Raw genomic sequence first — 14,291 nt, 5'->3', positions numbered from 1 at the left:
CAGCTTATTCTTGAAATCATCGACCATCGAAAAAAGAAAAAATGAAGGAGCGATCATTTTATGAATAATACTTCAAACACTGAAGCACGCTTAACACTTGCTCTCGACCTGCTCAGCGACATGATCTTGAAGCACTTGGCCAAACAGGCGAGCCCAGAACTACGGGAAGTCACGCTCTCCATCATGGAAAAGGAGACGGAAGATCAGCTCGACTTTGAAATGACGAGCGAGTTGCTCGGCACGACTCACTTCCAGGTTCGTACCATAGCATGATTCCGATCTCTAACAAACGCGCTGCGCTGTATATTCGGGTAAGCCTTGAGGAGCAAACGCGGCACGGTTTTAGCGTCGAGGGACAATTAGTCGAACTCAGGCAATATTGTAAAGCCAACAATCTCGATATCCATGATGTTTACATCGACGGCGGAGCTTCCGGCAGCAAAACAGCCGGACGTCCCGAACTTGGGAGAATTCTAACTGACGCAGATCAAGGAAAATTTGATCTGGTACTTATTTGGCGGGTTAGCCGACTTTCTCGAAACTTTACTGATCTGCTTAACATCGTCGAGCATTTAAACCGCAGCAAGGTGAAGCTCTGCAGTCTTAACGAGCATTTCGATACGGGTACTGCGCTCGGACAATTCATCCTCCAGATGATCGGTGCTGCAGCAGAGCTTGAACGGGTCAACATTACGGATAATCTTCGCATCGCCATGAATCAAAGAAGTAAGCTCGGTATCTGGAACGCAGGAAACAACGTTCTTGGCTACCGCTGGACCCGTGATCCTAATACGAACAATGGTCAAGTAGAAGTTGTGCCGGAGGAAGCCAATCTGGTCAACCACATTTTTGAGTGGTACGCATCTGGTGACTTGGGATTTAAAGCCATCTCCAATCGCCTAAACCGTGCCGGACATCGTACGAAGCTGGGCAATCCTTTCAGCATTCATGCCGTTAGAAACATTCTGAACAACTGCAATTACATCGGAATGGTACGCTTCTGCAGGAGCGAAAATATCCGCACAAAAGGGGCTGTTCAAGTCGGTTGGGCGAAGGGGGACCACGCAGCGATCGTCGATCTGGAACTGTGGAATTTTGTCCAGAATCTCCTCTCCGAACGGTTTGCGCCGCCATTGCGAAAGATTGACCGCGCCTTTCCGCTTGCAGGCCTGCTCAAATGCCCGCGCTGCGGCAAGAGCATGGTCCCTTGGCACACCGATCGAAAACGTAAAGACGGCACAAGCCATACGAACTACTATTATCTTTGCTCCACTTACAACTCCAAAGGAACAGCAGGATGTCGCCCCAATGTCGTTAGGGCCGATAAGGCGGAGCAATGGTTTTTCGAGCAGATTCGAATACTGCTTTCCGCGCCAGAAACGTTTGAGAAGATCGTCGCGGCGACAAACGCGAAGCAACAAAGCGACACAACGCCTTCATTGGAGGAAGTTCGGCAAGTTGAAAAGCTGCTGAAAGAACTTGCTCAGCAGAAGGAAGAACTGTTTCGTTCGTTTGAATCAGGGCGTATATCGAAAGAAGAGTTCACTTCCGCCATTATTCATACAAAACAGCAATTAATGGAAACGCAAGCGGCTAAAGAACGTATGGATGATGCACTTGCCGCTTCTGAAAGGGCCGTTGTAAATCCTGATCATGTCCGGGCTGCCCTTTCTCGTTTGCGTCAAGTCTTCGATTCGAGTTCAGAGAAACAGCAAAATCGGTTACTCCGGCTTCTGGTTGACAAGATTACGATGCCGGTAGATCGCGATATCCAGCGTGCAACGATTCACAGCACGAACGCCTTATTGAATTTACAAATCCCAACTTTAACGGAGGTTAATTAACCTATGAATCCAAACCGTAATCATCTTGATAGACCCATCGTTGTAGCCCTATACATTCGAGTAAGTACGGAAGAACAAGCCGAGTATGTCTATTCCATCGACGCCCAAAAGCAGGCGCTCCGTCAATACTGTGAGGAGACGAACCGTGTTGTCTATGAGGTATATTGCGATTGTGGCAAAAACGGGACTAGACCGGAAAAGCGGGATGCACTTCAACGTCTTCTTTGCGATGCACAGAATGGGTTATTTCAAGAAGTCATCGTGTGGAAAATAAACCGCTTGGCTCGCCGCGCTTTCGATCTGCTAAAAATCGTAAACAAACTGACCGACCACCAAGTCGGGTTCCGTTCCATTACGGAGAGTCATTTCGACACGACGACGAGCATCGGAAAGTTCAGCCTTCAAATGCTGGGTGCTCTTGCCGATCTGGAACGTCAACAATGCTTCATGAACCGGAGGTCAAAATGCTAGCAGCAAACCAGCTCAATCGTCCCATTGTCGTAGCTCTCTACATTCGGGTAAGTACAGCCGAGCAAGCCGAGCTTGGGTACTCTATTGGTGCCCAGGAGCAGGCTCTCCGTCAATACTGTGGGGCGACGAACCGCGTTATCTACGATGTCTACTGTGATGCGGGTATTACCGGAACCAGTATGACAAAAAGACTCGCCCTTCAGCGTATGATGAGCGATGCCAAAAAGGGACTTTTTAGCGAAGTAATCGTGTGGAAGATCAATCGCCTAGCTCGCCGCAATATCGACCTGCTCCAGATTGTTGAGGAACTTTCAGATCATCAAGTAGGCTTCCGCTCACTAACGGAAAGCATGTTTGATACTACAACGAATTTTGGAAAGTTCGGGCTTCAAATAATGGGTGCGATTAGCGAGCTCGACCGCAACAACATCTTGGAAAATGCTCAGATGGGACTAAAGCAACGGGCTCGTACAGGCAAGCATAACACGAGAGCGCCGCTGGGCTACCGGGTAGTCATTCTATCTCAAAGCGGGCGAAAGCGGAATACGAAAATGGAGGTCGTCCCGGAAGAAGCTGCGATTGTTCGAAGAATCTTCGAGCATTACGCATCCGGTCACGGGCTTCGTTCCATCGCTAATTCCCTGAACCGAGACGGCCATCGAACCAAGAAGGGAAATCCCTTCACCATCTGCGCTGTCAGCGACATTCTCGACAACGCCTTTTACGTCGGGAAAGTCACTTACCTTAAACATTTGGATTGGAGCAAGAAGCGGCGAAAGGGTAAGAACGCGAACCCCATCGTCTCCGACGGAATGCATGAGCCGATCGTTCCCCATGAACTTTGGGAGAAGGCGCGATTTCTGCGGCAGCAAAAGTCTGTCGTCTCAGAAAAACGGTTCCACGGAGACTTGCTTTTAACTGGACTACTCCGCTGCCCCTCATGCGGCTCGGCCATGACTGGAAGCAGAACGAACAACAAAGACAAGAACGGCAACCCGGTTCCACGCTTTTACTACTCGTGTTCAAAAATGCGCAGTTCTGGAGCGGTAGTGTGCCGTGCTAACAGCATCCGCAAAGATGTCGCGGAAGACTATCTATTTGTGAGGCTCAAGGAAGTGCTTGCAAAGCCGCACATCTTGAGAGGAATAGTTAAGGGAATCAATGAGCGGAAGGAGAGCAGCTTAAAGCCGCTTCAGGAGGAGCTGTCCTCTGTTAATGCGGGAATCGAGGAGATAAAGGCGAAGAAGAATCGGCTGATCGAACTTTATGAAATGGACGACTTCGACAGCGCGTTTGTATCCGAGAGGATCAAGAAACTTGATTCCGACTTTGATCAGCTGTGCTCACGGAAGGCTGAAATCGGGTATTTGCTGAGCGGAGATCACTCCGAATCTGTTCCCTACAAGACCGTCCATTCGCTCATCGAACGATTCGAACACCTGCTAAGGTATTCCAATCCCGATCAGCGAAAGACACTGCTTCATCTAATCATTAGCAAGATCACGGTCACAAAAGATAAGAAGATCGAAAAAATCGAAATGATCTTCGACGAAAAGACAAAACACCATTTTTTAAACGCAGCCCCTTCTGCCCCTAACACGGCGGAAGGGGCTTTTCCATTTTCGGACGGAAAAGCCCCACGACTTGAGCAAGCTCTGACAATCACGATTTAATCCAGCCGGATCAGTCAAAAAAGGGCGGGAGCATTTCTCGCTTTCGTCCTTCCTCTACCGGATATTCGATTTGGAGGCACACGAAAATGAATGGTTTCTACAAAGAGACAATTTCGCCGCGATCGTTCATCCTCGCGAAGTGTATCCGTGCCGCCATCAAACGTTCCTCGGCTTCCGCAGCTTATGTCCATAATCATCCTAGCGGCGCCCCCACTCCTTCGCATGAAGACATTGCGCTTACAAAACGTCTTTCCGAAGTAGGATCAATCATTGGAATCGATATCCTCGACCATGTAATAATCGGCCATGATCGGTACTGCAGCTTGAAGGAGCAAGGACTGTTCTAACATTCAAAGTGTTACGTCTTTTATCGAATTAACTGGTCTCTTCTTCGCATCAATGATAACGAGTTAATCTTCAGAAGAATTCTATAGTGAATTAGAATAGGTACGAAGGAATTGAATAGCCTTATGTCGAATGTATGTTCTTATTAAATATCAATTCGTGGTGGCGGTGATTTCAATAAAAAATAATCTTTTATTTTGTGAATACGATATGAGCGCGGTTATAGCGAATCAGGAAAAACAGATTCGTGAGGGAATCTCATCATACGATCCTAATAAACTCTTGAATACTCCTGACGAAGATTTAATTGACTACTTCTACAACAAATTAAATATCAATCCCCTTATTTTACATGAGGACCAGATAACCGTGGACCAGAAAGAAAATCGAATTGATGTTAGCCGAGAACATTCTCGTTTTATCTACGATAGAAGCCGTCCAGTATATATGACAGGAACTGAAATCATTCTTGAGGTACCATTTAGCGGAGATTCTGTCCTCTTTAAGTGTAGACCATCCACTTTTAACTTTAATCCTCCTCCAGGAGAAGTACATGGACAAACCTTGTATATATCTGTACAAACCTTAGACCACAACTCGGATTCAATAAAAAAGGAACTGGAAAGCAGACTTCGTTCTGTACAAGAATACATTTCTTGGATTTCAGACGATATTCACCCATGGGATAAATCCATACGACAGAAAATTAATACTTGGATATCTGCAAGAAAAACTAAGCTCCTAAAAGACCGTGGGCTTGCGGCCTCACTCGGATTTCCCATGAAACCTAAGGAAAGTGCGTATTTGACTTTTGCAGCTCCGGATGTTAGAAAAAAATTACCGGTCAGCCAACCTCCTGCAAGCTCAAAACCATATATGCCAGAACCTGTTCTAGGATCGGATGATTACGAGCACATTCTAGGAATAATATGTAAAACTGCGTCAATGCTTGAGAGAAGCCCGCACACATTCCGAAATATGGGGGAAGAGCAACTTAGAGATCAATTTCTAGTTCCTTTAAATAGTCACTATGAAGGTCAAGCGACAGGAGAAACATTCAATTTTAATGGTAAAACAGACATTTTAATACGAGCCCAAGAAAAAAATATTTTTGTTGCAGAATGCAAAATATGGAGGGGCCAGAAATATCTTAGTGATGCCGTCGATCAACTTTTAGGATATTCCACGTGGAGAGATACAAAGACAGCACTGATTATTTTCAACAGGAACAAGGAACTAACCAATGTTTTAAATAAAATTCCCGTTACTCTTAAAAGCCATCCAAACTTCAAGCGAGAATTGCAGATTGCCGAAGAAACTTCGTTCAAATATGTTTTTAACCACAGAGATGACTCAAGTCGAGAATTAATGTTGACAGTTTTAGTATTTGAAGTTCCTCAGTAGACCTTCCATTCCCCGACCAGAGTAGAGGTGATCTCTTATGCCAAATATGAACTGGGCTGTACTTAACTCATTACAACTTGGAAGGTATGCTGAATATTTCGCCAAGATGGAGTTCGCATCGCATGGACTCGAGGTATTTTCCTCAGAGGTCGACGATCGAGGAATAGACTTCATAGTAAAAGACAAAATGGGGCGATTCTCAGAAATTCAGGTCAAGTCATTAAGGGGAACCGGATACGTTTTTGCTCAGAAAAGCAAGTTCAATATTAGCAATCCTAACCTGTACATGGCCCTCCTGATTTTCAAAGAAGGCCAAATGCCTGATTTCTTCTTGTTACCGTCTGAAGCTTGGAAAGTACCGAATGAGGTTTTTGTTGACCGAAATTATGACAAGCCAGGACAAACAAGCAAACCCGAATACGGAATTAACATTTCAAACAAAAACTATGAAATCTTGGAGATCTTCAAATTTGAAGAGTCCATCAAAGACTTCCTACTGGCCCCCTAGAATTCAATGGCGTTTGAGGAACACGCATCAATTTCACGTCGAAACAACGCCCATAAGCCCGCCTGCGCAATAATCTTCCCCCGAGGTGGCCCGACCTCCACCCTGCCCTTCGGGGGCACGTTTCCGCGCCCAGCAAGAGTTTAATACCAAAAATTTCGCCTCACTTATGATACGGTTCCCCCCGCATAATCTTAAACCCCCGATAAACCTGCTCCACCAGCACCAGCCGAATCAGCTGATGCGGGAACGTGATCCGCCCGAACGACAGCTTCTGGTCGGCCCGCTTCAGCACGTCGTCGGACAGGCCGTTGGACCCGCCGATGAGGAAGGTGACGTGGCTCTTGCCGTAGGTGCCGAGGCGCTCCAGCTGCGCCGACAGCTCCTCTGACGTCCACAGATGGCCGTCGATGGCCATGGCGATAACGTGGGTGTCGGCCTTCAGCGCCGCCAGGATGCGCTCGCCCTCCTTCTGCTTCACCTGCTGCTCCTCCGCCTCGCTCATCCGCTCGGGCGCCTTCTCCTCGGCGACCTCGGTGATGGTCAGCTTCGCGTAGGCGCTGAGCCGTTTGGCGTATTCGGCTATCCCGTCAGTCCAATATTTCTCCTTCAGCTTGCCGACCGCAATAATATGGATGTTCATCCTGCACCGTCCCTCATCTCGATTCAATCCAATCGCCAAACAAAAAAGAAGGGAGCCCCCACAGGCCCCCCGCTACAGCTCATATCACCAAAAATTGCGGTTTGTTCCCGCACCGTTCGCAGGTAGCCGGAGGCTCCCAGGCGGTAAAGCTCACTTTGTTCAAGTCGTAGATATCCGGCGCTTCCTCGTACTCGTCGACGAACATATCGATCGCCAGCTCTACGTGTTCCTTGCATACGACAAACATGAATCAGTCCTCTTTCTTTTCGCCCAGTTGGACCGTTACGGTCGCTTTTTTACCGCCGCGATAGTACGTCACCTTGATCGGGTCGCCGATCTTCTTGTCTCCGTATAAGTATTGGCGCAGCATCACGTTGTTCGAGATCGGCTTGCCGTCCAGCTCCGTGATGACGTCGTGCGTCGCCAGTCCCGCTTCCTTCGCAGGGCCTACCGCATCGATGACGATAATCCCATTTTTGACCGAATCCGGGAGTTTTAAAACTTCGATTCCCTTGAAAGCCCGAAGCGGCTCGCTAGTAATGCCGATGTACGGCCGCTTCACCTTGCCGTACTCGATCAGGCTGTTGATTGTTTCCTTGGCGGAGTTGATCGGGATCGCAAAACCGAGCCCTTCGACGCCCTTCTCAGCCACCTTCATGCTGTTGATGCCGACCAGCTTGCCCTCCAGATTAATGAGCGCGCCGCCGCTGTTGCCCTGGTTAATGGCCGCATCCGTCTGGATCACGTCCATCTCCCAATCGTAGTTGCCGTCTCCGGCGAACGAGATCGGGATCTTCTGATGCGGCGAGCTGATGACGCCGACAGTCGTCGTCTGCGCGAAGCGCAGGCCGAGCGGGCTGCCGATAGCGATGGCCGTCTGGCCCGCCTTCAGCTTATCCGAATCGCCGAATTCGGCGAATACCTTAAGTCCTGCCGCGTCGATCTCGATCACCGCCAGATCGGTAATCATATCTTTGCCCGTCATCTTCGCTTTCCGGTGCTCGCCATTGGCCAATATCACTTCAATCTGCGTAGCCGATTGGACCACGTGGTTGTTCGTTACGATGTAAGCTTTATCTCCGTTTTTCTGGAACAATACGCCGGAGCCGATCCCCAGGCTCTGAGCATCGCCGGCGCCTTCTTCCTTGATCGCGCTTATAATGCTCACTACCGCCGGCTTTACCTGCTCCACCGCGCGGACGACCTGGTCTTCCTTCATCTGATAGCTGTCCCCGGTCGCTAGAACCGGTACGGCCGCCGGCTGCCCCGGCTCATCCCGGTGCGTGCCCAGCCCGATTAAGAGCGAAGCCAGCATAATCGCTGCTGCGCCTCCCGTTACCGCAAATAACGCCACTCTTCCATCCTTGCTCCTCGACACGGCGGGAACGGCGGAACCGTTGTGCGTCCAGCGGCTTTTACGGGGCAGCTTCGTTGTGTAGAAGTCGTCATCAAACAAGCTCATGCCCGTTTCTCCTCTCGGAAGACTTCGCTCTCTATTTTCACTCATTTTTCTGGCTGAAAAAAAGAGGAATGTTTTCGCGTCTAGCGGCCTATACTACCTATAAGAACCGCTCCCTCCATTTTACTAGATTTGCAGCGAAAGTTCGAGCCGGATTCACTGGAAAAGGAGAGAAATGTTTATGAACCGTATTCGTTCCCATCTGGATGAAGTGAACCTCATCGCCAAGCTTGCCGATCTGAAGGAAGAGCATTACCGCAACACGCTGCTCGTCACCGCACTGATGGATCTGCTCATCGAGAAAGGCGTTCTGTCCCGCAGCGAGATCGAAGCCCGAATGGCCGCCGTCGATCAGATTATGAGTCAGGACCCAGCCTATCCCATTTCGTAGCCCGGTCGAAATACGTGTCCTTCAGCTCGACTTTCCGCTCGTCGGCCTGAATGCCGCGCTCCTCTAATATGTTATTCACGGTCAGTTTGGCCAAATCCATCAAGTTATGATCGCGGCTCAAATGGGCGAGATACACCGTCTCCGTCTTCCCGGTCAAAATGTCGCACAGCGCTTCGCCCGCCGCTTCATTGGACAAGTGTCCGGTATCGCCGAGAATGCGCCGCTTGATGTTCCACGGGTATTTGCCCATCCGCAGCATTTCGATGTCATGGTTCGATTCCAGGATGATCGCATCGGAGTCGGCGATCTTCTCCTTCACCTTACTGCTCACATAGCCGAGGTCGGTTGCGAGACTCAGCTTGGTGTCTCCGTCGTGGAAACAGTAACCGACCGGCTCGGCCGCATCGTGCGAGATCGGATAAGACTCGACCTGCAGCCCGCCGAACTCGACGACGCTTCCGGTCTCCATGACCTTGATTTTCTCTTCCGCCAGCGCGCCTAGATGCTTATTCAGCGCTTCCCACGTCTTCTCGTTGGCGTACACCGGCAAGTCGTGCTTGCGCGCCAGCGCGCCGACTCCTTTAATATGGTCGGAATGCTCGTGGGTGATCAAGATCGCGTCCAGCTCCGAGCCCTTCACGCCCCGCTCTTCCATCAGCTGCTCGATCTTCTTGGCGCTGAGGCCCGCGTCGACGAGCACCTTCGTTCCTTCATGATCCACCAGCAGCGAATTGCCTGTAGAGCCGCTTGCCAGTACTGTATAGCGTAATGTCATTGCCAGTTCCCCTCTTGTTCCCGTTCTTCAGTTCCCGCACCCGTTCTTATGGCTTGCTCGCATCCGTTCGCGGCGCATTCTCCACATCCCCGCGGAACCCGTGCACATAATACATATCTCCGTTGTCCAGCGCTACGCGCCACGTCGGGAACGTCGGCAGCGTCGACCATTCCGTATCGAAAAACTGCCCGTGATACCCCAGACGGATATCCGTCACAACCGCCCCGTTCGGGAAATATTTCTCCGCCAGCGTCCGCAGCACCGTGTAAGCCGAGATGACCTTCTTCTCTTCCTTCGCTTCGGAGCTCGTATCGACTTCTACGTATGCCTGACGATAACCGGTTACTTCCCCGCCGGTAATGAACAGCTCCAAATTAATATCGAACAGCGGATAGTCGCCCACGAGCTGGTTCATCATAAACAAACCTTCCTTGCTCGTAGTCCGGTCATAGCTGTACGACTCGATTTTGGGAATCCCCCGGTTAGACAAATCCTTCAGGGAGCCCTTGCTTAGAAACAAGTTATAGCGGATCGGAGCAGACAGCTTCACTTTACGGCCGTATGACTCATCCTCCACCGCCTTGACCACTATTTCCCGCATCTTCGGGGTTTCCTTCGGCACTTCGGCCGCCAGCTTCATTCCCCGGCTGATCATAATCCGGTTTAATTCCTCGGCAATATCGGCCGAAGCCTGCTTCGACTCGCCGATGTTCAGCTTGCCGCTCCACAGCTCATAACCGAGCAACAGGTTCAGTCCCAGAAAGGACAGGATCAATATCGTTTTGGCCCGGCTCCAATCCATCGCTGCCGCTCACCCCCGTTCCTGCTTGCCGCCTCTTATTTCAAAATATCGTACGTCCCGTCGCGCAGCTCGACAGCCCATACCGGATTCAGGTCCATCACTTTGTCGCGGAGAACCGGCTGATACGCCGGCGTCACGGACACGACCAGACTTCTGCGCGGATAGCCGTTCACTAGCTCGTCCAGCGCTTTGCCGCCTTCGAGCTTCTGCAGCGATCTCTCGACCTGCGCCGAATCGAGCATCAGCAGCGATCTTTCGTAGTTCGCGATCACCCGGTTCTGCAGCACGATCCGGATCAATCCGAAGTTCTCGCCCCGGTCTCCGATGATCGGGAACGAATCATAGTATTGGCGGAACGTGAACAGCTGCCGCCCGATCACCTGCGACTGCGGGATCGATCTCGCCATGAAGCTGCCGTTCCAGCCTCCGTGCTGGTTAATAAACTGAACCGCCGCATTCAGATTCTCTCGAATATCGTTGCGGCTGTCGACCGCCGGCACCGGGTCGGAATAGTTCATCCATAGCTGATCGGGCCGGATCTGCAGCCCTCTTTTACCGTCGGTGTATATTTCCGAGCCGTCCTGCTTGCTGAAATTCCGCGTATTGCGCGGATCGACGAACAGCGTTTTCTGCAGCTGATCGATCGGAATCGTGTTAACCCCGATCCGATACTTCGGCACCTCGATCGGCTGGTCCGGCAAGTAGAAGTCGTCCTTGTAATGATAACTCGCCTGAAGCTCGCCGAAACCGACCATCTGCTCGACATTTTTACTGTTCAGATCGGCACGGGCCTCATAGGTGCTGTACTCGGTCTGGAAAAACGTACGGACGTCCTCCACCTCGCGGTTTACATAAATCCAGATCCGGGTGACCGCTTCTGTCTCGAGAGGAAGATCGCCCTTCAACTGAAACACCGTTCTTAATATGCTAAACGGAATCCCTCCGCGGAAACGAACCTCTACACCAGTCTGTTTGTTGCGGATTTCCTCCCAATCGATTCCGGACAAAATAGGCGCATTGCGGCGGATGTTATCGAACGTCCGGCCTTTTAGCGTCTTCATAATCTCCTTGAAATGCAGATGGTTCGGGTACAGCACCGTATGCGTCTGTTTCCCCGAGTGCAGCACGATCTGCTCCGGGAACAGCAGCTCCTCCGCCGTCATCTGAGTCCCGATCACATCCGTCTGGACGTATTCCGTAGGAATAGCCGGGCCGGGCCTCGGCGAGCTGAATACGAGCATGTAGCTTTGCAGCAGGCTTCCCAACACAAGTGCAACCAGCAGCCAAGACTTGAATCGCTCCATTACCCCGTATCCCCCTCCGTCTGCTGGATCGGCAGTGCAAAGATGACGCGGGTTCCCTGATTCAGCTCCGATTCGAGTGTAATCGTTCCCCCGTGCGCCTTCACTATTTCCCGGGCAATCGACAGTCCGAGCCCGGTCCCCCCCATATTTCTGGAACGGGCTTTGTCCACCCGGTAAAACCGGTCGAATATACGGGAGAGATCTTTCCGCGGAATGCCCATCCCGTTGTCCTGTACCATCACTTCCAGCCAATCCTTGCCGGTTTGTCTAGCCCCGATCACAATCGCTCCCCGTTCCGGGGTGTACTTGATCGCATTGGAGACGAGATTATCGAGTACCTGATCGATCTGATCGCGATCCAGCAGCATGTCCTGAATGCCCGGTTCTATGTCCAGTTCAATCGAAATTTCTTTCTGGTCGAGCTGAAACGAGAACCGGTCCGCCACTTCCTCCAGCATATCCGGTACGTGAGTCAGCTCCTTGCTGATCAGCGCCTTGCGGGAGTCGAGCCTCGACAGATGCAGCAGATCGTTGACCAGCCGGATCATCCGTTCCGTCTCATTGCGCATTACGCCTACAAAACGGTGAGCCAATTCCGGGTCATCGAGCGCCCCGTCATCGAGCGCCTCCAGATAGCTTTTCATCGTCGTCAAAGGCGTACGCAGCTCGTGGGACACATTCGCCACAAATTCACGCCGCGCATCCTCCAGCTTCTCCTGCTCCGTCACATCGTGCAGCATCGCGATCGTACCGGTAATGCCCTTATCCCGGCGGTGAATGGACGTAAAGACGACCCGCAGCCTCAAATCCCCCTCTTCCTCATTGGCGATTTGGATACTCGCATTGTGCTGCTCCCCCTTCACCTTGCCTTCGATGTTGCCGTCCGGCATGCCGAGCAGCTCCGTAATATCCTTATCGGTCACATCCTGGCTTCCGATGTTCAGCATTTGCTTCGCCCGGCGGTTCACGACGATGACTTTGCCCTGGTCGTCGGTCGCGATCACCCCGTCGTTCATATTGGACAGGACGGAGGCGAGCTTTTCCTTCTCCTCTTCGATCGACGATAACGCTTCCTTCAGCCGGTTCGTCATATGGTTGAACGCATTGCCGAGCTGGCCGATCTCGTCGGGCCCTTCCACCAGCATCCGCTGATTGAAGTTGCCGTCGGCGATCGCGGACGCTTGCTTCGTAATCGCTTTGATCGGATTGGTAATCGTATGCGACAAAATAACGCCGAGCAGCACGGTCAGCACGAGCGCGATACCGGTTCCGGACAAAAAGATTTTGTTGATCCGGTTCATCGTTCCGTACAGTGATTCCATCGAGGCGACGATATAGATCGCCCCCATCACCTTGGCGCCTTCGCCGATCGGCTGGGCGACAATTTTTCGCCGGGTTCCGTCGGTATCGACCGTTTCCGATTCGATATCTTTGATGCCCTGCAGCGCGGAAATAACCTCTGCCTGCAAATTTTTCTGGCCGATTAACGATTTCTGACTCTGAGAGGACGTGGTCAGCACGATCCCGTTGGCGTCGATAATCTGAATCTCCGCGTCGCTGATGTTGAACAGATTCGTTACGATCTCGTCCAGGTCGGCGTACGTTTTCTTCCCTTCCGCCGTCGCTCCGGCCTCCTGGCTCGCATTCAGAAACGGCTCCGCGAAGTTGGCGAGCAGGTACGCCTGCTTGCTCAGCGAATCGGTAAAATTATCGATGAACGACCGCTCCATCGTGCGCACGAAGTACACGCCGATCAGCTGCATCGCCATCAGGATCAGTAAGACATAGATAATGATGATCTTGCTCTGGATCGACTGGAAGAACCTCGTTCCTCTCAATAGGGAGCGCCTCCTGCCTTCGGGTTGCGCATCATATAGCCGAGCCCTCGGCGCGTCATAATGTATTCCGGACGACTCGGGTCGTCCTCAAGCTTCTCGCGGAGACGGCGGATCGTCACATCGACCGTACGCACGTCGCCCAAATATTCAAAGCCCCATACGGCCTGAAGCAAATGCTCCCGCGTCATCACCCGTCCGCAGTTTTTGGCCATATAATGGACAAGCTCGAACTCCCGGTGCGTCAAATCGAGCGTCTGCCCGTCCTTGTACACCAAGTACATATCCGTATCAATCATCAGCCGGTGTATGCGCAGTCCCGTCGGCTCCGCGGCTTCCTGCTGGTTTTGCACCGACTTGGTCTGCCGGCGCAGATGGGCCTTCACCCGGGCCAGCAGTTCCCGCGTTCCGAACGGCTTGGTGACATAATCGTCGGCCCCGAACTCCAGCCCCAGCACCTTGTCCACCTCAGAATCTTTGGCCGTCAGCATAATGATCGGCGTATCCTTCTTCGCCCTCACTTCGCGGCACACGTCCATGCCGTCCTTGACGGGAAGCATAATGTCCAGCAGGATGAGGTCCGGATCTTCGGAGAACGCCAGCTCCACGGCTGTCCCGCCGTCGAATGCACAGATGACCTGGTACCCTTCCTTCTCCAGATTAAACTTTAATATTTCTGCGATCGGCTGTTCATCGTCGACGACCAATATTTTTCCGTACATCCTCTTCACCGTCCATTCGCATTTCTCTCTTTATATTACCATAGAACCGGTTTCAAATCGCAATCGTTCGGGTAATAGGAAATATCCCCCGGCTTCACATAGAAAAAGAGGCATAAAG

15 protein-coding genes and 1 pseudogene are annotated in these 14,291 nt (G+C 51.5%); 8 read left to right on the top strand and 8 right to left on the bottom strand.

Annotated features, from left to right (window positions below; all coding sequences use genetic code 11):
* Window positions 1–60 precede the first annotated feature (60 nt).
* The 7 genes and pseudogenes from PV433_RS11885 (at window position 61) to PV433_RS11855 (ending at window position 6,245) form a co-directional block, all read left to right on the top strand.
* Window positions 61–273 carry a hypothetical protein gene (locus tag PV433_RS11885; RefSeq protein WP_332072350.1) on the top strand — a complete coding sequence of 71 codons (213 nt, stop codon included), beginning with the start codon at window positions 61–63 and terminating at the stop codon, window positions 271–273.
* Entirely contained in the window at window positions 270–1,844 is a 1,575-nt protein-coding gene (locus tag PV433_RS11880; RefSeq protein ID WP_332072349.1) for a recombinase family protein, read from the top strand. The genes PV433_RS11885 and PV433_RS11880 overlap by 4 nt, the downstream gene beginning before the upstream one ends.
* A 3-nt stretch (window positions 1,845–1,847) precedes the next feature.
* Window positions 1,848–2,315 carry a recombinase family protein gene (locus PV433_RS11875; RefSeq protein ID WP_332072348.1) on the top strand — a complete coding sequence of 156 codons (468 nt, stop codon included), beginning with the start codon at window positions 1,848–1,850 and terminating at the stop codon, window positions 2,313–2,315.
* The gene (locus PV433_RS11870) at window positions 2,309–3,988 is read left to right on the top strand and encodes a recombinase family protein (protein WP_332072347.1); all 1,680 of its coding nucleotides are present in this window, start codon (window positions 2,309–2,311) and stop codon (window positions 3,986–3,988) included. The genes PV433_RS11875 and PV433_RS11870 overlap by 7 nt, the downstream gene beginning before the upstream one ends.
* A gap of 115 nt (window positions 3,989–4,103) precedes the next feature.
* Window positions 4,104–4,335 (top strand): annotated as a pseudogene (locus tag PV433_RS11865) (JAB domain-containing protein); the annotation flags it as partial.
* Between the two features lie 157 nt (window positions 4,336–4,492).
* The gene (locus PV433_RS11860; protein WP_332072346.1) at window positions 4,493–5,737 is read left to right on the top strand and encodes a hypothetical protein; all 1,245 of its coding nucleotides are present in this window, start codon (window positions 4,493–4,495) and stop codon (window positions 5,735–5,737) included.
* Between the two features lie 37 nt (window positions 5,738–5,774).
* A complete protein-coding gene (locus tag PV433_RS11855) occupies window positions 5,775–6,245 on the top strand; it encodes a DUF4365 domain-containing protein (protein ID WP_332072345.1) in 471 nt (156 codons plus the stop codon).
* Between the two features lie 160 nt (window positions 6,246–6,405).
* On the opposite strand, the gene rlmH is transcribed toward PV433_RS11855, so the two are convergent.
* From rlmH to PV433_RS11840, 3 genes are all read right to left on the bottom strand, one after another.
* Window positions 6,406–6,885 (bottom strand): 23S rRNA (pseudouridine(1915)-N(3))-methyltransferase RlmH, encoded by a 480-nt coding sequence (rlmH, locus tag PV433_RS11850; RefSeq protein WP_332072344.1) that lies wholly within the window; start codon window positions 6,883–6,885, stop codon window positions 6,406–6,408.
* Between the two features lie 79 nt (window positions 6,886–6,964).
* Window positions 6,965–7,132, bottom strand: a complete 168-nt coding sequence (locus PV433_RS11845; protein WP_190924046.1) for a CxxH/CxxC protein — start codon at window positions 7,130–7,132, stop codon at window positions 6,965–6,967.
* A gap of 3 nt (window positions 7,133–7,135) precedes the next feature.
* Window positions 7,136–8,347, bottom strand: a complete 1,212-nt coding sequence (locus PV433_RS11840; RefSeq protein ID WP_332072343.1) for a S1C family serine protease — start codon at window positions 8,345–8,347, stop codon at window positions 7,136–7,138.
* Between the two features lie 178 nt (window positions 8,348–8,525).
* Between PV433_RS11840 and PV433_RS11835 the strand changes: the two genes are divergently transcribed.
* Window positions 8,526–8,735, top strand: coding sequence for a hypothetical protein (locus PV433_RS11835; RefSeq protein WP_190924050.1), 210 nt, complete (start codon window positions 8,526–8,528; stop codon window positions 8,733–8,735).
* Here PV433_RS11835 and PV433_RS11830 read toward each other — a convergent pair.
* Genes PV433_RS11830 through yycF form a run of 5 tightly spaced genes read right to left on the bottom strand, consistent with a single transcriptional unit; the run spans window position 8,701 to window position 14,173 of the window.
* Complete coding sequence (locus PV433_RS11830) at window positions 8,701–9,510, bottom strand: MBL fold metallo-hydrolase (protein ID WP_332072342.1); 810 nt, start codon at window positions 9,508–9,510, stop codon at window positions 8,701–8,703. The two genes, PV433_RS11835 and PV433_RS11830, sit on opposite strands and share 35 nt — an antisense overlap.
* Window positions 9,511–9,556: 46 nt before the next feature.
* Window positions 9,557–10,312, bottom strand: coding sequence for a two-component system regulatory protein YycI (yycI, locus tag PV433_RS11825; RefSeq protein ID WP_332072341.1), 756 nt, complete (start codon window positions 10,310–10,312; stop codon window positions 9,557–9,559).
* 35 nt (window positions 10,313–10,347) lie between these two features.
* The gene (locus PV433_RS11820; RefSeq protein WP_332072340.1) at window positions 10,348–11,616 is read right to left on the bottom strand and encodes a YycH family regulatory protein; all 1,269 of its coding nucleotides are present in this window, start codon (window positions 11,614–11,616) and stop codon (window positions 10,348–10,350) included.
* Window positions 11,616–13,454, bottom strand: a complete 1,839-nt coding sequence (gene walK / locus PV433_RS11815; RefSeq protein WP_332072339.1) for a cell wall metabolism sensor histidine kinase WalK — start codon at window positions 13,452–13,454, stop codon at window positions 11,616–11,618. Before walK ends, PV433_RS11820 begins: the two co-directional genes overlap by 1 nt.
* Entirely contained in the window at window positions 13,451–14,173 is a 723-nt protein-coding gene (gene yycF / locus PV433_RS11810) for a response regulator YycF (RefSeq protein ID WP_332072338.1), read from the bottom strand. The genes walK and yycF overlap by 4 nt, the downstream gene beginning before the upstream one ends.
* Between the last annotated feature and the right edge of the window lie 118 nt (window positions 14,174–14,291).

Source organism: Paenibacillus sp. GYB004 (assembly GCF_036577605.1).
GTDB lineage: Bacteria > Bacillota > Bacilli > Paenibacillales > NBRC-103111 > Paenibacillus_AB > Paenibacillus_AB oceani.
Note: the sequence above shows the minus strand (reverse complement) of the source record. Positions and strands in the feature narration are given on the sequence as shown.